Origin of the sequence: Halobiforma lacisalsi AJ5 (assembly GCF_000226975.2) — an archaeon.
GTDB classification, from domain to species: domain Archaea; phylum Halobacteriota; class Halobacteria; order Halobacteriales; family Natrialbaceae; genus Natronobacterium; species Natronobacterium lacisalsi.
In genome coordinates this window covers 3551513-3569827 of the sequence record NZ_CP019285.1, presented here as the reverse complement: position 1 = coordinate 3569827, position 18315 = coordinate 3551513, and the positions used below count along the sequence as shown (strand labels likewise).

Here is an 18315-nt window from a genome sequence, read left to right as displayed (position 1 = left end):
AAGTCGAAATGAGGCGCAACGAGACGGGACACGCCAAGTCGAAACCAGTCGAGACGACACGACGTCCCCGCCGCCGTCACGCACCGGACTTGTCGACCCGGTACCACTCGCCGTCCCAGCTAAGGACGTACTCGTAGGCACACCGGATCGTCAGCAGGCCGAATCCGGGATACACGAGCGGTACCAGCGCCAGTCCCGGCGAGAGTTCGGCGACGTGTCCCGTCCGGTAGTCGCGAACGAGAACTGGAAGGACGGTCACCGCGATGGCCGCGAACGGCAGCAGGAAGAAGGTCTCGAGGTCCGCCATGAACAGGACGGCCACCTTCGCGGTGAAGGCCACGAGGAAAACGCTGGCGGCGAGACTGGTGACGATCCGCATCGTCGAGAGTTTGCCCCGGAGGCCGCCGCGGTCGTAGCCGCCCGTGACGGCCTTGACGAACACCTCGATGTGGCCCAGCCGCCAGCGTTTGCGCTGGTGCCACAGATCACGGAGCGTGTGCGGGGCTTCCATCTCGTTGGTCAGGTTCCGCGATTGGTGGACGGTCAGCCCCTCACGGTAGCACTTGTGAGCGAAGTCGATGTCCTCGGTCAGCAGATCGTCGAGTCCGTCGACGGCTCGAAAGGCCTCGCGGGTGAACGCCGACGAGGAGCTACGACAGTACGTGAACCCGAGCGGTTCGACCAGTTTGTAGCCGGCGTGAAACAGGAGCCGCTCGCAGTAAGCCAGCGCCTCGACGGGCCCAGTTACGCGCGGGACGCGACGGGCCTGGAAAACGTCGACGTCCCGTTCGACGAGGTCGTACATCGCCCGTGGGATGAAGTCGGGATCGATCCGCTCGTCGACGTCAAACGTCGCGAAGTAATCGGTTTCCAGCCGGTCGACGGCATCGTTGATCGCGCGGGCCTTCGAGCCGGGACAGCGGTTCTCGAGCACGCGCACGTTCGGGTAGCGGGTATACTCTTGGGCCGCAGATAGCGTCGCTTCGTCGCCGGGTTCGCCGACGACGACGATTTCGAGGTTCCGATAGTTCGACTCGAGCAGCGTCTCGACGCTCTCGCCGACGACGTCGGCGTCCCGGTAGGCGGGGACGACGGCGGCGACGCGGGGTCCGTCGAGGAGCCGGTCGTCGGAATCAACCTCCCGGTACACCTCGCGGGCGAGCATCACGCCGCTGACCGTCACGAGAAGCGAGAAGAGCAGCGTCGCGGTGACCGCGTCGATCGTGATGATGCGGACTGCCAGCCAGCGGAGGTCGAACGCCACGATCTCCGTCTGCACTCCCCGGTAGCCGCCGATCGACAGGACCAACACGACCGTGGAGAGGTACCCGATTCGCTCGACGATACGCCGTAGAGGGCCAAACATGTGGGAGGGGTTTCATTTAGTCGTTATCAACCTACTGGTTTCCCCCGAACCCGTCGACTCCTGTCGCTCGCGGGTTTTCATTTTCGGGTGGTTACGCGTTGGGCCCGCGATCGAGCGCGATCCGCTCGCCGACCTCGAGTCCGTTCCGCAGAGCGGCGTGGATCCGGCCTTCCCCCGTCACCCAGTCGCCCAGACAGTACAGCCCCTCCCGCTCGGCACTCCGGAGCGGTCCGGTCGTCGCGCTCCCCTCGGGGAGCGCGTACCGCCAGCCCTGGTGGTCCGTCCAGTCCGGTTCCGTCAGCCGCTCGTCCTCGAGCAGGTCGGTCGCCACGTCGGCCAGTTCCGCGAGGTTCCGGTCTGGCGATTCGTCGTATCGATCCCGGGACCACTCGTGGCCCGCCTGGACGACCAGTACCGACTCGCCGTCGGGAACGTGGCCGGGTTTGCACTCCTCGCGGGCGATCCAGCCCACCTCGTGTTCCTTGTCGGTATTGATCAACGCGTAGTAGGGGACCTCGAGTTCGAACGGGTAGTGAAAGATACCGGTCCAGACCGTCCGGTAGGGGACGGCCTCGATCGCGTCGACGAGCGTCTCCCGAAGGTCGTCGGACGCCCAGCCGGCGGACCGAACGAGGTCGGCCGTCTGGGGGGCAGGCGGGTTGAGTAGAAGGCGGTCGAACGGCCCCCAGACCTCGCCGGCCGCGTCCTCGAGTCGCCAGACGCCGCCGTCCCGACTGATGCGCTCCACGCGCGTGCGCCGGTGAACCTCCGCGTCCGTTCGGGCGAACAGCCGTTTGGCGATCTGGGTCAGCCCGCGTCGGTAGGTCCACTTGTGCTCGTCGCTCTCCCGCCCCGGGGAGACCTCGCCGTCGCGGTCGAACGTCCAGATCGGCTCCTCGATCTCGACGAGCCCCTCCGTCTCGAGCGTCTCGGTGAGCAGGTCCGCCACCCGCTGGTCGTCCGACTTGACGTAGTTTGCCCCGTAGTCGTAAACGATACCGTCGCGACGGCGCGTCGCCGCCCGGCCACAGAGGCCGCCGGACTTCTCGAGTACCGTCACCGTCGCGTCGTCGACCGTCTCCGAGAGTACGTACGTCGCGGCCGCGGCGGCCGCACCCGCGCCCACGACTCCGATCCGTTCCCGTTCCATGCTCGTTCCTGGGGGCCGCCCTCTCAAGTAGTCACGTGCTACTTGTGTGGGCCGGGCGTGGCGACTCGAGTCCGGGTTCGCCGATCCGCTTTGGCTAGACCTGTTCGGTCTATCGAGGTCCCTGACAACATACCAAGCGTTCCCACGCCTTCAGCGAGTGTTCGTTCGAGATAGCCGAATACTGTCTGTCGGATCGACGGAACCAGACGGATGGCTACGAGAGATACTGAAACTGATTCGAATCTGATCGCACGGACTTCGTGCAGTCGTGTCGGTTTCGGGGACTCGACAGCGCCAGCCACAAGTCCACGGCGTTCGACGCCGAGACGTATGGCTCGAGAATACGACAAACTCGTCCGGGACTCGATCCCCGAGATCATCGAGCGGAACGGGGAGACGCCGGTCGTACACACCGCGGCCGAGGAGGAGTACGAACGCCGGCTCCGCGAGAAACTGGACGAGGAAGTCGCGGAGTTCCGGGAGAGCGGGGAAATCGAGGAACTGGCCGACGTCCTGGAGGTCGTCCACGCCATCCGGGAGCAGGAGGGGATTTCGGCGGAACGGCTCGAGGAACTCCGTGCGGAGAAGGCTCGCGACCGGGGGCGGTTCGAGGAGCGGATCGTGCTCGAACGGGTCGAATAGTCCGTTCACTCGAGCCCAGCGATCGAACGGCTTTTGCGACGGCGGCCGGTATGAGCGACCGATGGACGTACTGATCGTCGGCGCGGGATCGATGGGAACGTGGTTCGGGGAGGCGATCGACGCCCCGGTCGCGTTCGCCGACGTCGATCCCGACGCCGCGGCCGCGGCCGCCGACCGCGTCGAGAACGCCGACGTCACCGACCTCGAGGGCGAGGACCGCTACGACGTCGTCTGTCTCGCGGTACCGATGGGCCACGTCGGGGACGCGATCGCCGACCACGCCGGGCGGGCCGAACGGGCCGTCGTCGACGTCTCCGGCGCGATGGAACCCGCGTTAGAGGCGATGCGGGACCACGCGCCCGACCGCGAGCGGGTGAGCCTCCACCCCCTCTTCGCCCCCGAGCGCGCTCCCGGCTCGATCGCCGTCGTCCGGGACGACGACGGGCCGGCGACACGAGGGCTGCTCGCGGATCTCGAGGCCCGCGGGAACGACCTCGTCGAGACGACGGCGGCCGAACACGACGAGGCGATGGAGACCGTGCAGGCGACCACCCACGCGGCCGTGCTCGCGTTCGCGCTCTCGGCCGACCCGGCGGCCGTACCCGACGGGTTCGAGACGCCGATCTACGATCGGCTGGAGACCCTCGCCGAGCGAATGACCGAGGGCTCCCCGCGGGTCTACGCCGACATCCAGGACGCGTTCGACGGCGCGGACGACGTCGCCGAGGCCGCGGCCGAGATCGCATCGGCCGACGGCGCGGCCTTCGAGGACCTCTACCGCGAGGCCGCGGATCGATGGAACGAGCACCCTGACCTCGAGGCCGATGCCGACGACACCGACACCGACCCCCACGGAGGTGACAGCGAATGAGCGACCAGCGCGAGGCCGTCCGGTCAAACGCGAAGTACCTGCGAAACGTCAGACCGATCGACCCCGAGGAGATCTGCGAGTACGTCGAGGGAACGCCCCACCCCGCCGTCGTCCGCCAGCACCTCCGGGAACTCGCGCCCGAACGCGGCCTCGAGTTGATCGAGCGCGAGGACGGCACGTTCGTCCCCGTCGATGACGACCCGGTTTCGCCGAACCGTGGACCGGTCGAGGCGTTCCCGGCCGACTACTCGCGGGCGCTCGAGGACCTGCTGGTCGACCGCTACGGCGCGAACTGGCACGCCGACGCCTCCGGCGACCTCCTGCGGTCGACGGTCCGCCGGTTCAAGGAACGCTACCTCGAGGGGAGACGTGTCGAGTACGACGACGACGTCGCGGCCGGCTACGCGATCTATCACCTGCCGGGCTACTACGCCGCCGTCCAGTACGCGCTGGACGACCTGGCCGAGCGGGGGCTGCTCGACCGTAGCCTGCGCGTGCTCGACGTCGGCGCGGGTGTCGGCGGTCCCGCACTCGGGCTGGCGGACTACCTGCCCGACGACGCCCTGCTCGAGTACCACGCGATCGAACCCAGCGCGGCCGCGGACGTCCTCGAGGACCTGCTTCCGGAGACCGGCCGAAACGTCCACACGACGGTCCACCGGACGACCGCCGAGGCGTTCGACCCGGCGACGCTCGGCGGAGCCGGGGACGGAGAAGAGCGGTTCGACCCTACCGCACCAGACGACGGGTTCGACCTCGTGCTCGCCTGTAACGTGCTGAGCGAACTCGAGGTGCCCGCGGCGGTCGCCAGGAAGTACCTCCGGATGCTGGGGCCCGACGGCACCTTCCTCGCGATGGCACCCGCCGACAAGAACACGAGCATCCAGCTCCGGGACATAGAGCGACGGCTCGAGGACCAGCAGATGCGACCTGACGCCGACGAGGACGGCGGAACCGTAACCGTCTACGGCCCCACCGTCCGCCTCTGGCCCGGCGAGCGGCCGGACGATCGCGGCTGGACGTTCGACGCCCGCCCCGACCTCGAGATCCCGCCCTTCCAGCGCAAACTCGAGGACGCCGCGCCGGAGGGCGACCCCGACCACGAACCGGGCGAGTTCGTCAACGTCGACGTCCAGTTCTCCTACTCGCTGTTGCGCCTGGACGGCCGGCGGCGGATCGACGTCGAACTCGACACTGGAGACTGGGCGAAGATGGCCGAGATGGACCGCCACGTCCCGAACCGGATCGACGTCGTCGGGGCGAAACTCAGCCGCTCGTTGAGCGAGAGCGAGAACGGGGACGGGGACGTCCGGGGCCGGTCCGGCCCGAACCCCCTGTTCAAGATCAGCGACGGCAGCGAGGACGTCGACCACTACGCCGTGGTGACCAGGGAGACGGCGCTCAACCGGCCGCTGCTCGAGGCCGACTACGGGGAGGTCTGTTCGTTCGAACAGGCGCTCGCGCTGTGGAACGACGACGAGGGGGCGTACAACCTTGTCGTCGACGAGGAGACGATCGTAGACCGGATCGGGTGAGCCAGCGGCCTCAGCCGACCCGGCAGATGCCCCGTCCGGACCCACGCCAGCGCTTCTCGACGCGTCCGCCCACGGGAAGCGGTGATCTTTTCGCACCGGGGACCAACTCGAGGGTATGGGCGATGCCGACGCAGCCGATCTCGAGATCCTGTTGACGAACGACGACGGGATCGACAGCACGGGGATACGAGCCCTGCACGACGCCCTCTCGGCGTTCGCGGACGTCACCGTCGTCGCTCCCGCGAACGACCAGAGCGCCTGCGGGCGCTCGATCTCCCACGAGGTCGACGTCTACGACCACGAGCTCGGGTTCGCGCTCGACGGGACCCCGGCCGACTGCGTCGTTGCGGGCCTGTCCGCGCTCACCCCGGAGACGGTCCCCGACCTCGTCGTCGCCGGTTGCAACGAGGGCGCGAACCTCGGCGAGTACGTCCTCGGCCGCTCGGGAACGATCAGTGCAGCCGTCGAGGCAGCCTTCTTCGACGTGCCCGCGATCGCGACCTCGATGTACGTTCCCGTCGACGGAACGCCGCTCAGCGAGGTCGACCTCGAGCCCGAAGACTACGCCGAGGCGATCCGCGTGACCAGCTATCTGGCCGAGACCGCACTCGAGGCCGGCGTCTTCGACCACGCGGCCTACCTCAACGTCAACGTGCCGCTGGCCGACGGCGAGCCGGCACCCGTCGAGATCACGCGCCCCTCGAAGCGCTACGAGATGGACGCCGAACGCGAGGGCGACCGCATCCACATGCACGACCGCGTCTGGGAATCGATGGATCCCGAAACGCTGCCCGACCCCGAGGGCACCGACCGTCGGGCCGTCGTCGAGGGCCGAATCAGTGTCTCCCCGCTGACCGCCCCTCACTCGACGAACCACCACGAACTGCTCGAGGAACTCGCCGACGGGTACCACGAGTCGCGCGGGATCGAGACTGACGGCTGAAGTACAAGCCCGTTCTTTCAGTATCCGTTTGCAACCCGGAGTGATTTGTACCCCGATAGCGAACAGTCACGTATGGCTACTGTCGAGATCGAGTACTGCGTCCCGTGTGGGTTTCTCTCGCGCGCGGAAGACGTACAACATGCGCTCCTGTCGACGTTCGGGGAACAACTCGAGGCGGTGACGCTCAGGACGGGTGCCAACGGCGTGTTCGTCGTTCGCGTCGACGACGAGGTCGTCTTCGACAAGACCGAAGACGAGTTCGACGTCGACGAAATCAGCAGGCGAGTCCGGGACCGGCTGTGAGCTGGGTGTCGCGCTCTCGAGGAAGGAGAACGAGAGCGAGAACGAGAGCGAGAACGAGAGCGAGAACGAGAGCGAGAACGAGAACGGAAAGGGGAAGGCGACGCACGCACTCCGAGTGCAATCGCGAGCCGTTGCTGGGGCTGGGGTTCGAACGCCATCGAGTCCGATGGCCATGCCGCGACACCGGTATCGATACGAACGGACGCGGATCGGGGATCACGAGCCCCCTTACCGAAAGCTTGCAGTCAGCAAGGCAACTGCCCTTCGCCGAGGACATCGTCACCGACAGCGTGCTAATCAGTTTCGGACAGCCTCTCTTACGACACAAATATAAGACGGATGAAGGAGAAACGAAGAGTAACGACGCGTTCGCGGTCCGACGGCACCCAGTATCGACACGGGATCCAGAAACTGTACGGTATCACGTCGCTACCCGGCGTGGCTACCGGTATCGGGAACCGGGACCGGTATCGCCGTCGGCACCGACGACGATACGGATACCGAGGCCAAGACCGACACTGACACCGTCATCGTTACCAACGACAACGGAGGGCAATCACACATGGTACTGAGTTCACTCCGGGCTCGCCTCTCGTCTCTCTGGTCGGGTGATTCTAACGAGGACCCGACAGCGAACGAGTCCGGCACGACCACAACCGAAGAATCGTCAGACGAACGAAACGCCGACGACGAAACGCTGAGTTACGCCGAGGAGATCGAGTACGGCGTCGACGAACGCGAACTCCCCGACGAAGACAAGGTTCTCCGGCTACTCGTCAAACGCGGCGGTCGAGTCGACCGCTCGACCGTCCTCGAGGAAACCGGCTGGTCGGAGGACCACCTGGCGGCCGTCGTCGATCGCATGGAAGACGACGACCAGATCAGTGCGATCACGGTCGGGCGTAAACAGGTCATCTGTCGCAAAGGGTTCGAACCGAAGGGCTATCGCTCACACCTGAACGAGTAACGGCCCGCCGATCGGTTTCAGCTCGTCTATCGACGGTTTCCTTTCTTTCTCGAAGTCGAATTGGGTCGTCCGATGTGAGGCCATGGCACGTCCGTAGACGGCCACCGCCCACGGACTCGTTCTGCCCGCATTCGACAGCCGGGAGGGCAGCGTACGAAGGCCGAATTCGTTTCCCCGAGCGAACCGTCCGTTCGTCTATGCTCGAACTCGCACTGCTGTTTTTCGTGATCGCGATCGTCGCTGCCGCGCTCGGAGCAACGGGCGTCGCAGGTGTCACCATGGCCGTCGCGAAGTGGCTCATAATGCTGTTTCTCGTCCTCGCGGTCGTTTCGATGCTGTTGTGACCGCCAAAGCGATTCGATACTGCCGGACCGGCGGGACGAGCGGACCTTGCCACCCCACGCGAGGAGTCGTCGTCGCCACACCGTCGTTGGCACGATAACGGCCCCGAAGGTAAATTGCGGGGCCGTCGGTCCTCGAGAGGTACGCACTTGACCGTCGCTCCCGTACGGTCACGTATGACGTCTTCGGAGACGGCGGACGGGAGGCGCGTCTGGCTGGTCGAACGCACCTATTCGGATGATGAACAGAACCTCATCATCCTCACGTACGCGACCACGGATGGGAAGCAGTACTTTCGGAAAGAGCGTGCGCTCACATCAGGGTCGGATATTCGGGAGACGACCGCGGCGGTCGAAGCGGAGCCGTCCAATCTCGGAACCGTGAACGATCCGGAGTTACGGGAACAGTACGCGAACGAAGCCCAGCGGATGGCGGCCGAACACGACCCTGGCGACGCCATTTAGGGGGGCTCTAGGGTACGCGAATACCAGCAACTCCCTGTAAAACGAGTTGGAAAGAAGTGGACTCGCCGGGCGGGCAACCCAAATCCTCGGCTATGGACAATCTCAGTACGGCGGAGGTGTCCGCCAATGACCCGCTACTGCCCTCACTGTGGGGGCCGGATCGTAACCAAGACCTCACCCGGCGGACTCCCCCGTCGCGTTTGTGAGAACGGACCACACGATCTGTTTGGAGGGTCTGAGGACGCATGAGCGCGTTTCCGGAACCCACCGACGGCGAGGCCGTCGACTTCCTCGAGGAGCGCGACGGCGAAACCGAGTCGTGGACTCGAGCGGACCCGCGCGAGGCGTTGATCGAGTCGTTCGGCCGATTCGGTTACAAGGTCACGCTTCGCGACGGTGAGGACGTCCACTACTGCGCCCTCGGAATCGACGACGGCGAGTACGTCGGCCGCTGTGACTGCAAGGGCTGGCAGTATCACGACGGCCCTTGCGCGCATCTCTGTACGCTCCGGAAGGCCGACTTCCTCGAGTTGATCGCCGTCGAGGCGACCGACGGAAGTCCCGACGACGAAATCGAGATGCGTCAGTCGACCGGCGAGACGTTCGACGGCGAGCACCACGACGATGCAATCGAACGGTCTCGAGAACACGAACAGGAGCGGGAGGTACGCGCATGACGCGCACGCACACCCGCGCACAAGGGGCCTTCGGACGGTTGCACACCCCCCTTGCATACGAACTGTCTTTCGCCGCGCCGTCTGCGTATTCACGAGTTATGCAAATCGGGGCAATCGGGGTGAGTCGATGAGTCGAATGGATCACAACCCCTCGAGTCGCGTCTCGTTCGGTTGTCCGGACGACCTCCTCGAGCAGCTCGACGAGATCGCCGATCGCGAAGACAAGAGCCGCAGCGAGAAGCTTCGAGAACTGGTCCAGAAAGAGGTCGACGTGAAAGGCGACCTCGAAGGGCCGAACCCGGTGCTCCCCGACGACGAACGACTTGCAGAAGCCTATCGGATGCTCCACGATCGGGCACACGCACCCCACAAGACCAGGCCCCGCGTGAAACTCGAGACCGCGAAAAACAAGCTCTACGACAATCAGACGCCGAAACCGGCAGTCCTCGAAGAGATTATCAAACCACTCGAGGAACTCGGTTACGTGTCCGTCCTCCCGGGGAACCAGTACGTCTGGGTGGTCGTTCGACCGATGCAATACACCGACGGTGAAGATATCGTGGAGGGATCGACGAAGGCCTCTGCGTGAGGTCACGATAATCTAAATCACGAGGGTGTCGTAGAACACTTCGCACACTTTCTTTGCGACTACCCGACAAACGGCAAGTACAGGCGAGGTAGGTAACGGAGCGGCTATCGATCTATCCGAACTATGCCAAAAGCCGCCTGCTGAATAGAGTGCTCTGTAGGATCGCTAGACAGCGCCGCCTCAATCGCGTTATCTCCGTAGAAAGCGAAGAGGCAGAGTGTTGTGAAGTCGGAATTCCGCCTCCTCACCCGAGAATCGGTTACGAAAGCTAAAAACGTTGTCGAGAACCCGGACGAACCCGCCGACCCCGAAGGGGGTGGCGGGTTCGCCGAGTGGGCGATGCTCACCCTGCAAGCACTCCGAATCGAGCTTGGAAAGTCCTACCGCCAGACGATAGACCTGCTCAGTGAAATGCCCGGCATTCTCGAAGAAATCGGGCTCACGCGCCTTCCTCACTTCACCGTGCTCCGTGACTGGTTCGAACAGATATCGATGAAGACGTACCGTGCGTTTCTCGGCGAATCAGCCGAGAAACGCACTGGTCACGCTGCCATCGATTCAACGGGATTCGACCGTGACCAGCCCTGACGCCACTACGCCCAGCGGGCGCATTACCGTGTTCGAACGCTGAAAGTCACCGCCTTAGTTGACGTCGAAACGCTGTACGTCACCGACGTCCACGTCTCGACGAAAACACCATCCGATTTCAGAATTGGCCCGCAGGTCACCCGCCGAAATGCGGGTGACCTGCTCTCAGTGGCCGCAGACCGTGGCTACGACGACAAAGCGTTCCGAGACGAACTTCGCGCAAACGGGATTCGTCCACTGATCAAACATCGGATCTACTGGGCGCTCGATCACGCTCATAACGCCCGCATGGATCGTGATCGATACAACCGCCGCTGGATGGTAGAAACCGTCTTCTCAAGCCTCAAGCGCACGCTCGGCTCCGCCGTGCGTGCGCGAAGCTGGCATCTGGAGTTCCGCGAGATGGTGCTCAAATGTGCCGTCTATAATCTTCGCCGAACGGTCAGATATCCGTAGGATCAACCGCCGTGTCCCGGTTTCTCACTGGCGGCTGGATCAGCGGTGGCACCGAAATCAAGCCTCGGCTAGCGATCCTACGAAGCAGAATATAGAGGATGTAGTCAGCACAAGGGCTACGTTATTTTCTCCAAATGAATCCTGAATTAGCCGATAGAATGTGCCTGCGAACCAACCGCCGAGAGTTATATTCGTCTGGATCTCCTACTGTTGTATATGGCAGATGATAAACAGGGTCGAGATGAGCAAGCAGATGCTGAAGAGAATCGCCAGCGTGAGCGAGAATTAGAGGAGGCTAAAGTCCGCGGCGATGAAAAGGAACCGCTGTTTGATGACGAAAGCGTGCGGCTTGGTGATCTTGATGAAGCGCTCAAATCGCACGACTATCCAACCACGACAACTGAGTTGGTTGAGGCTTATGGCGATTATGAACTTGAAATTCAGGGCGGCAAGAAGCCCCTGGAGGAGGTACTCTCTTCAACTGATGACCAAACATATGACTCAGCCGAGGACGTTCGCAGACGGATACTGGGACTCATAGGCCGATAGCACAATCCCCAAGACACTCATCTCACAAATTAGACCGCCTGTGTTGACCGATCCGACCTGGTCGAATCAGGAAATAATTCTGTGCGAGATACGCGCCCTGTATTCATCACGACTCTTCGAATAGATGTTCTGATTGATGGGGATCCCAGCGGTCAATAAGCAAACCTACTTGTCGGTCAGTCTTCGAAGGAACAGATAGAATCAACACCGTGGGTAGAGTCCTATGAGCCCCTCTAAACCACTGTAACGACAACACCGACGATCGTTCCTCCCATCCCCAAAAAGGCGATGGCCGTCCCGATCGTCCACTTCGCCAGTCGGTACTTGCTTTTCAGCATCGTCGTGTCCTCCGTATTGGACGCCACCGCCTCCTCGAGCTCGTTCTGCTGCTCGGTGAGTCGAGAGTCGATCCGGTCGACCGTCTCGACGACGTGGTCCATCTGTTCCTCGACTCGAGTCATCCGCTGATCCAACTCGGGATTGCTCGGGACGTCGTCGATGGTACCCGATCGCGTTCGGATCGGAACCCCATCACGTTCATCGTCGGCGCTCATGCGAGGTGAATCACTCCGTCGACCGTCTGCTCGGCACTGCTCTGATCGACCACTCGCACGATTGCCTCGGGCCCGACGGTAAGCAGATCGACGTCGGTACTCTCTCCGGCAGCTACGCCGCTGGCGACAGAGTCCGTGAACAGTTCCGTTCCGTCTTCTGCGAGCCAGGCCACCTCGAGGTCGTAGGTGCCGCTCGAGGAGACGCGACCACGGAGGCGATCGGCACCGACCGCGGCCACCGAGTGCTCGATCGAGCCGTCCGCCGGCAGCGTGGCGCTGGCCCAGTCAGCACGATCGGCGTCGGGGAGATCGGTGACGTCGACGTCACCCAGGTTTCGACTGTCCCGACTCGAAACGTCGATGACCCCCTGATGCTCGACCGGCACCGTCGATGCGGAGACGTCCAGAGCGGTGTCTTCCTGGATCGGGACCGTCGTCCCGGAGACGTCCAGAGCGGTGTCTTCCTGGATCGGGACCGTCGTCCCGGAGACGTCCAGGGGGCCGTCGCTCTGGATCGGCACCGTCGATGCGGAGACGTCCAGGGGGGACGCCTGGCCCTCGAGGTTGACGTCCGTTAGGTTCGTCACTGTGACCTGGCCCAGAAGCCGCTCTTTGTCATCGGAGACGTCCACCTCGCTCGAGAGTTCCGCGTCGACCTCGACGCGATCGTCTCCTTCGATCCGTACCGCCACGAGATCGTCCGCCTGACGGGCTCCGGGGAACCCGGCCAGGTAGGCGATCACCTCTTCGCTGGTGTAGAGTTCGGACTGCTGTTGTCGTTGGGACATTTAGCGCTCACCCTGGGTTTTGGACAGCATCATCGTGCGACCAATATCCGGGTCCTCTCCCGGCTCGAGGCTGAACCGCCGCGTCCGGTAACGGTCGTCGCCCTGGCCGAGGATCACTTCGGTCCCATCCTCGACGTCGGTCGGGATCGGGACCGATAGCTCTCCGTCTTCGGTGCTCTTCGAGACGTAGCCGAGCGGTCCGACCGCTGCGGGGAGGTTGCGGATCGGCGTGCCCGCCTCGTCGATCACGTTGAACGTCAGGCCCGACAACTCGCTATACTCCTCGAGGGCGTTCGAAAAGACGACTTCGGCCAGTTCACCCTCCGAGGACAGCGTCGTCGTCACTTCGTACTCGTCCCACAGCGTCGTCGTGTAGGTCTCAAGCGGGAGCGTCGGGATTCTCGCTTTCCCGTTTTCGTCGGCCCGGACGAGGTAGTCGCCGATCTCGAAGACCGTCCCCGAGAGCGGTTCCCCGGTCGTCGGGTTCGTCACCGAGGCCTCGATCCCGGCGAACTGAAAGTCCGTCTGCTGGTCCGCGTCCGGGTCCGGTTGCTTCGTGACAGATCCGCCAAGGCTCGAGACCTCTGGATTCTCGAGTGAACCGGCGAGTTCGTAGGATCCGAGGATGTCGGTCCGGGCCCAGTCTCGCGTCGTCGAGATCCCCACGCCCTCGACCCCCTCGCCGTCGACGTCGCGAACGGTGCCGTAGATCCGGGTCGATCCCGGCGAGAGCCACCCCAGGGACGGCGGTTCGAACGCCTCGCGGACCCAGTAGTCCGTCGAGACGAGCGGCGAGAGGTTGTCCACAGCGTTGTGATCGACCGTCGCCTCTTCGTCGTCGAAGAGTTTCCCTTCCGAGTTGAGATTGGGCGTGAGAGCGGATGCAGTTCCGTTATCGACGGCGTAGACGTCCGAAGCAGACGGATCTGTGTCGTACCAGTTCGCGATATAGTACTTATCTCCGGTATCGGAGTTGGGGAGGCTCAGTTTGCCCAGAAACAGCGACGTCTCGATTGTGGTGTCTGGAGCAGGGCTGATACCGACGGACCCAACGATCCCGGAAGCCTTCGCCGTTGAATGCGTCCCCTTCGATTTGACGTTTCCGCTCGCTCGACAGTGCTCGAGGGAGATCGTGCCTTCGCTAAAAGTCGATCCGACGATTCCGCCAGCAGTCGGGTCACCGATGACGTCGGCGGAGACATCGCAACTGATGATATTGGTCGTCATGCCTCACCCCCTCCAGAGGGTTCTTCAACCCGGGCGATGATGCCGCCAGCGCCGTATTCGCCCTCAATCCGCCCAGTTACTTCGATATTCCCGACGAGGTCGGGCTGGCCCGTCGCAATGAGACCGGCGGCATACGCTCCCTGGAACCAGACGTTATGAAGGCGGACGTTTTTGATCGTACACCCGTAGGCGAGGCCGAAGAGTGCCGCGGGGCCGTCTGTGCCGTTATCGAGTGACAGGCCATCGATAGTATGGCCGTTTCCGTCGAACGTGCCGGTAAATGGTCCTTCGAACTGGTCGCCGATCGGTGTCCAGTCGTAGTCCAGTGCATCGAGATCGTCGGTCAGGACGTAATCACCGCTCAGGTCCCCCTGTATCGCCTGGAGATCGTCCATCGTGCTGATTTCTGTTGCCATGAAGATCACCTCCGTAGGTGCAGGCGTGCCGCTGCGTCGACAGTCCCTTCCGCGTTCGGTGACAGCGTTGCCTGGTACTCGATCAGGTCCGATACCTGGAGTTCCGTGTCGTACATCTTGGGGAACGAAAACGGGTCGTTGATGCTTCCCAACGGTGAGTAGGTCGTCCCGCCAACGACCCGATCGTCGTCGGCGACGAGCCTGTACGCGACGTCCATATGCTCGCTTGCACCCGCCGCGAGCAGCGAAAACGAGCCGGCTGCACGGGACTCGTACTCTGCCAGCGTCACCGTCTCACCCGGCTCGATCGTGACCGTTCCGTCCGGGTTCGCCTCCTCGAGGGCGGCCGTCTCGATGACGATGTACTCTTCAGGCGACATCCGGTCGTTGGCCGGGCCGGAGGTACCGGTTTGCGGAGTAGATGGACTACTCCCACCGCCGACGTCGTCGATCGCGCCAGTATTGGCGGCGATCTGTCGGAGCAGCGCGACCGCCTCTTCTTCGTAGTTGTCGAATCGCGGAACGGTCACGCTTGACCACCCCCAGACGGCCGGACCGAGTTAGGGACCATGCCCTGGCCCTCGTCGAGGACCTGCTGGAGGATCACGACGAGGACGACGATGGTCACCAGCAGCATCACCGGGTCCTCGGAGAGGTTCCCGAGGCCGATCGCCTCCAGGGGACCGTCGCCGTCGTTCACGGAGCCACTGTTCCCGCCGGCCTCGGCTTCAGTCGCCTCTTCGGCCATCTCTTTCTTCATTTCCGGCGGCAGATCGCTCTCGATGATCTCCTGCAAGACCTCGTTGTAGTTCTCCGACCGCTCGGCCAGCGCTTCCGCCTCGCGGACGTCCTGCTCGCGCCAGGCGTAGCCGCCAGCGCCGATCGTGCCAGCGAAGGCTGTCGCCTTTCCGCCCGGCGACTGAAGCCACCGAGCGGTTCCGCGGGCTGCATCGCTGCTCGTATCGAGGACGCGCCGGGCCGCTCGAGGGCCGGCGTCGTCGACGAAGCGGATGCCCTTCTGGACGGACGTCCCGAACTGTTCTGCGACTTTCGTACCGAGTCGGATCCTGCTCATTCGCCGTTTTCACCTCGGTTGTAGAGGTAGATGGCGGTCCCAACCAGCGCCGCACCGGCCAGGAGTTTCTTGCCGCTCACGTTGCCGCTACTGTCCGCTCCGGCTTCGCTGGCTTCCTGGCCGATCGTCTCCGGGGCAGGACTGTTGCCCGTCGGTCGACGATCGTCGGGGACGTCCCCCGACCCGGTGCGCTGGAAGTACGCCTCGAGGGCGGCCTGGACCTCGTCGATCGTCTCGAAGATCGCCGGCTCATCGACGACCTCGCCGGCGCCGTTGAGATAGACCGCACTCCCGTCGTCACTCTCACCGGCGATGAGGAACTGGGATCGATCCTCTTCGAGATGGTCACGGCCCCAGATCCACCAGGGCGCGGCCTCGTCGACGCGCTGCCATTCACCCCACGCCGGAGATTCGTCGTCGCCGTTGCCGCTTCCAGCCCCGGATCCGGCCCCAGGTTCAGGATCGTTTTCTTCGAGCCAGGTCTGGTAGGCCTCGCGAGCATCGTCCTCACGACTGGAGTGCGGAAGCTCGTCCAGAGGCGTGTCGTCAGCGTAGTCTTCGACCTGGCCGCTCGGAATCGTAAGCGCCTGGAACTGTCCCGTTTCCGGGTGGAGACGGGTGACGAAATACCGGCGGACTTCCGAGTCGTCGCGCTCTGCCTGGTAGGTCAGTGTCCAGCCGGCGATCCAATCGGTCGGCACCTGTTCGGGCGGAGCCCAGCGACCGGACTCTCCTGGTCCCGTCCCGTCGTTGGTCGTGCCGGGCTGATCGGAGTCCTCGCCGTAATAGGCCTCGAGGGCTTCGTCTTTGGTTTCGAAGTCGACTTGTACCACTTAGGCATCACCCTCGTTTTGGAGAGCGTTGGGGTCTGACGATTGCATTTCTTGGAACTGCTCGGCCTCGATCTTGGCTTCCCGTGGGTCGCCGTTCGAATCGAGGACGATGAGGTTGCGGCCCTGGGCACCGAGAAGGACCCAGTAGCCGACGTGATTCCCGCCGTCGTCGTCGACGCGGTAGAGTTCGCCGCCGTTGGGATACTCTTCGGTCGGCCGGAGCGTCTGGCTCCAGACCATCCGGTGGCCGTCCTCGGTCGTTATCACGTCATCGGCATCCGACGGGTCCATCGTTGCGAGCATCCCGGCCCCGATTGCCCCTGCGCCGAGCGTACCACCGACCAGGCTCCGGCGACGACTTGGGGCGGCATTGCTGAGACGGGATCCGGCCTCATCGAGAGACCGGCGTGCTCGCTCGAAGAGAGTATCCCCTTCATCGCTCGAGCGGGTTGCGCTGGCGGCCTCGTCGCTCGACCGAGTCGCACGGGCGGCGTCGTCACTCGAGCGGGTTGCGCTCCCGGACTTCTGTTCAGCTTGGCGGAAGACGCGCTCAGTCTCGGAGAGGTTTTCATCGGCCGATCGGGTTGCGCTGGCCGCGTCGTCGCTCGAGCGGGTCGTACTGCCAGCATCCTCGTCGATCTTGTTGCGCCAGCGCCCACCCGATTCAGCAGCCTCGTCTGCCCATCGGGTCGTGCTGGCCGCCTCGTCTGCCGATCGGGTCGTGCTGGCCGCCTCGTCGGCGTTCCGGCTCCCGCGTCCGAAGAGTTGCCGGAGGGCTCCGTCGACGACGTCACCGCTTTCGTCGGTCAGGGAGAGCTGTCCGCCGGCGGCCTCGTCGGTCGAACGGGCCGCACTCCCGGCCTCGTCCGCTGGAACCGGGAGAGCGTCGTCGTCCGCTCGAGTGGCCGCACTGCTGGCGTCCTCGGCCTCGTCGGTCGATCGGCCGAGTGAGCCCAGGAAGGTGTCGCCCTCATCGCTGCGACGAAACACGTCCAGAATCTCGTCGGAGTCGTCGGCGAGCCGGCGACCGCCGCGAGTAGCAGCGCCACCAGCGCCGGCAGTGCCGAGCGTCAGGGCGACGTCGCCGGCCTCTGCCAACCCGACATCGAAGTCCGTATCTCCCTCGCGAGTATCGATCCCGGTACTGGTTCCGATCGCAATACGGGCACTTTCACCGAGGATCGCGTCCCCAGCCCAGCGGGTACCCTCGATGACTCGGCTGTCCTCGAGGCGCGTGTCCTCCAGGCCCTCGTCGATCGTCTCGGTGATCTCCTCGTCCAGTTGACTGAAGCCCTCGGCGACCTCTTCGTCCTCGAGCCAGGTCGCCTCTCCTTCGCGGAGGCTGTAGGCCGCCGACATGGGGGCCTGGGCCAGCGTCGTCCGGCCGACCTCCTGGACGGGATCGAGAACCGGATCGGTTAGGTCGGCCGTCGCGTCGTCCATCTCGCTGAGGACGTTGGTAACGCCGCCGGAGTCCTCGGTCGAGGTGAAGTCATCGGACAGGCCGACGTCGCCGCCGCTGGCGTTGCGGAGCGTTTCGTCGACGGGGTCGCGGACGCCGTCCGGGTCGGCCATTCCGTAGTCGGCGTCTTCCCGGCTCGTTGTGACCTCGTAGTCAGTGCCAGGGATCCCGACGGAGATGCCGCCGCTGTCGCCTTCCTGCTGTTCTTCCTCTTCTTCTTCGTCCTCTTCCTCGACGGCTTCCTCGTAGGACTGGCCGCCGCCTCCGCTCGAGCCCGACGGGGTCGTGAACATTCAGGCACCACCCCGCTGGAGTTCGCGGAGGATCAGGTAGAGGAGGAGGAGCTGTGCCACCTGCATCCAGAACTCTGCCTTTCCCTTCTCGAGGCCGATCACTGGGTCCACAGCGTCGGCGACCGTCTCCTCCCGATCGGGGGGAGCTTCGGACGCCTGTTGCTGGGCCGTGAGGGCCTGGTATTCGGCAGAGCCGTGTACTTTGTCTTGGAGTCGTGAAGTCAT

At 64.1% G+C, this 18315-nt stretch carries 22 protein-coding genes and 1 pseudogene; 12 read left to right on the top strand and 11 right to left on the bottom strand.

The window, feature by feature from the left end; all coding sequences use genetic code 11:
- Positions 1-76: 76 nt before the first annotated feature.
- Together CHINAEXTREME_RS17330 and CHINAEXTREME_RS17325 are read right to left on the bottom strand one after the other, a co-directional pair.
- The gene (locus CHINAEXTREME_RS17330; protein ID WP_007140827.1) at positions 77-1366 is read right to left on the bottom strand and encodes a glycosyltransferase; all 1290 of its coding nucleotides are present in this window, start codon (positions 1364-1366) and stop codon (positions 77-79) included.
- A 91-nt stretch (positions 1367-1457) separates the two neighbouring features.
- A complete protein-coding gene (locus tag CHINAEXTREME_RS17325) occupies positions 1458-2516 on the bottom strand; it encodes an NAD(P)/FAD-dependent oxidoreductase (RefSeq protein WP_007140828.1) in 1059 nt (352 codons plus the stop codon).
- Between the two features lie 330 nt (positions 2517-2846).
- Here CHINAEXTREME_RS17325 and CHINAEXTREME_RS17320 point away from each other — a divergent pair, with 330 nt between their 5' ends.
- The 12 genes and pseudogenes from CHINAEXTREME_RS17320 (at position 2847) to CHINAEXTREME_RS17265 (ending at position 11442) form a co-directional block, all read left to right on the top strand.
- Positions 2847-3158: a nucleoside triphosphate pyrophosphohydrolase gene (locus tag CHINAEXTREME_RS17320; RefSeq protein WP_007140829.1), complete on the top strand. Its 312-nt coding sequence runs from the start codon at positions 2847-2849 to the stop codon at positions 3156-3158.
- Between the two features lie 61 nt (positions 3159-3219).
- Entirely contained in the window at positions 3220-4029 is an 810-nt protein-coding gene (locus CHINAEXTREME_RS17315; RefSeq protein ID WP_007140830.1) for a prephenate dehydrogenase/arogenate dehydrogenase family protein, read from the top strand.
- Positions 4026-5564 carry a small ribosomal subunit Rsm22 family protein gene (locus CHINAEXTREME_RS17310; protein WP_007140831.1) on the top strand — a complete coding sequence of 513 codons (1539 nt, stop codon included), beginning with the start codon at positions 4026-4028 and terminating at the stop codon, positions 5562-5564. Before CHINAEXTREME_RS17315 ends, CHINAEXTREME_RS17310 begins: the two co-directional genes overlap by 4 nt.
- A 115-nt stretch (positions 5565-5679) precedes the next feature.
- Positions 5680-6507, top strand: a complete 828-nt coding sequence (gene surE, locus CHINAEXTREME_RS17305; RefSeq protein ID WP_007140832.1) for a 5'/3'-nucleotidase SurE — start codon at positions 5680-5682, stop codon at positions 6505-6507.
- A 72-nt stretch (positions 6508-6579) separates the two neighbouring features.
- Entirely contained in the window at positions 6580-6810 is a 231-nt protein-coding gene (locus CHINAEXTREME_RS17300) for a SelT/SelW/SelH family protein (protein WP_007140833.1), read from the top strand.
- 562 nt (positions 6811-7372) lie between these two features.
- On the top strand, positions 7373-7777 hold the full coding sequence (locus tag CHINAEXTREME_RS17295) for a helix-turn-helix transcriptional regulator (RefSeq protein ID WP_007140834.1): 405 nt from the start codon (positions 7373-7375) through the stop codon (positions 7775-7777).
- Between the two features lie 197 nt (positions 7778-7974).
- A complete protein-coding gene (locus CHINAEXTREME_RS17290) occupies positions 7975-8121 on the top strand; it encodes a DUF1328 domain-containing protein (RefSeq protein ID WP_007140835.1) in 147 nt (48 codons plus the stop codon).
- Positions 8122-8295: 174 nt separating this feature from the next.
- Positions 8296-8583 carry a hypothetical protein gene (locus tag CHINAEXTREME_RS17285; RefSeq protein WP_007140836.1) on the top strand — a complete coding sequence of 96 codons (288 nt, stop codon included), beginning with the start codon at positions 8296-8298 and terminating at the stop codon, positions 8581-8583.
- 245 nt (positions 8584-8828) lie between these two features.
- Positions 8829-9260: an SWIM zinc finger family protein gene (locus CHINAEXTREME_RS17280; protein WP_007140837.1), complete on the top strand. Its 432-nt coding sequence runs from the start codon at positions 8829-8831 to the stop codon at positions 9258-9260.
- A 136-nt stretch (positions 9261-9396) separates the two neighbouring features.
- A complete protein-coding gene (locus CHINAEXTREME_RS17275; RefSeq protein WP_007140838.1) occupies positions 9397-9849 on the top strand; it encodes a ribbon-helix-helix domain-containing protein in 453 nt (150 codons plus the stop codon).
- 222 nt (positions 9850-10071) lie between these two features.
- Positions 10072-10893: pseudogene (locus CHINAEXTREME_RS17270) on the top strand (IS5 family transposase).
- Positions 10894-11109: 216 nt separating this feature from the next.
- A complete protein-coding gene (locus CHINAEXTREME_RS17265) occupies positions 11110-11442 on the top strand; it encodes a DUF5789 family protein (protein ID WP_076738763.1) in 333 nt (110 codons plus the stop codon).
- A gap of 233 nt (positions 11443-11675) precedes the next feature.
- On the opposite strand, the gene CHINAEXTREME_RS17260 is transcribed toward CHINAEXTREME_RS17265, so the two are convergent.
- The 9 genes from CHINAEXTREME_RS17260 to CHINAEXTREME_RS17220 are packed head-to-tail and all read right to left on the bottom strand — an operon-like array spanning position 11676 to position 18315.
- Positions 11676-11996 carry a hypothetical protein gene (locus CHINAEXTREME_RS17260; protein WP_007140841.1) on the bottom strand — a complete coding sequence of 107 codons (321 nt, stop codon included), beginning with the start codon at positions 11994-11996 and terminating at the stop codon, positions 11676-11678.
- On the bottom strand, positions 11993-12784 hold the full coding sequence (locus CHINAEXTREME_RS17255) for a hypothetical protein (RefSeq protein ID WP_007140842.1): 792 nt from the start codon (positions 12782-12784) through the stop codon (positions 11993-11995). Before CHINAEXTREME_RS17255 ends, CHINAEXTREME_RS17260 begins: the two co-directional genes overlap by 4 nt.
- Positions 12785-14011, bottom strand: a complete 1227-nt coding sequence (locus CHINAEXTREME_RS17250) for a hypothetical protein (RefSeq protein ID WP_007140843.1) — start codon at positions 14009-14011, stop codon at positions 12785-12787.
- Positions 14008-14427 (bottom strand): ZmpA/ZmpB/ZmpC family metallo-endopeptidase-related protein, encoded by a 420-nt coding sequence (locus CHINAEXTREME_RS17245; RefSeq protein ID WP_238593312.1) that lies wholly within the window; start codon positions 14425-14427, stop codon positions 14008-14010. The genes CHINAEXTREME_RS17250 and CHINAEXTREME_RS17245 overlap by 4 nt, the downstream gene beginning before the upstream one ends.
- Before the next feature lie 5 nt (positions 14428-14432).
- The gene (locus tag CHINAEXTREME_RS17240) at positions 14433-14957 is read right to left on the bottom strand and encodes a hypothetical protein (RefSeq protein ID WP_007140845.1); all 525 of its coding nucleotides are present in this window, start codon (positions 14955-14957) and stop codon (positions 14433-14435) included.
- Complete coding sequence (locus tag CHINAEXTREME_RS17235; RefSeq protein WP_007140846.1) at positions 14954-15502, bottom strand: hypothetical protein; 549 nt, start codon at positions 15500-15502, stop codon at positions 14954-14956. Before CHINAEXTREME_RS17235 ends, CHINAEXTREME_RS17240 begins: the two co-directional genes overlap by 4 nt.
- Positions 15499-16335: a hypothetical protein gene (locus CHINAEXTREME_RS17230; protein ID WP_007140847.1), complete on the bottom strand. Its 837-nt coding sequence runs from the start codon at positions 16333-16335 to the stop codon at positions 15499-15501. The genes CHINAEXTREME_RS17235 and CHINAEXTREME_RS17230 overlap by 4 nt, the downstream gene beginning before the upstream one ends.
- Positions 16336-18090, bottom strand: a complete 1755-nt coding sequence (locus CHINAEXTREME_RS17225; protein ID WP_076738762.1) for a hypothetical protein — start codon at positions 18088-18090, stop codon at positions 16336-16338. It lies immediately after the preceding gene.
- A complete protein-coding gene (locus tag CHINAEXTREME_RS17220; protein WP_007140849.1) occupies positions 18091-18315 on the bottom strand; it encodes a hypothetical protein in 225 nt (74 codons plus the stop codon).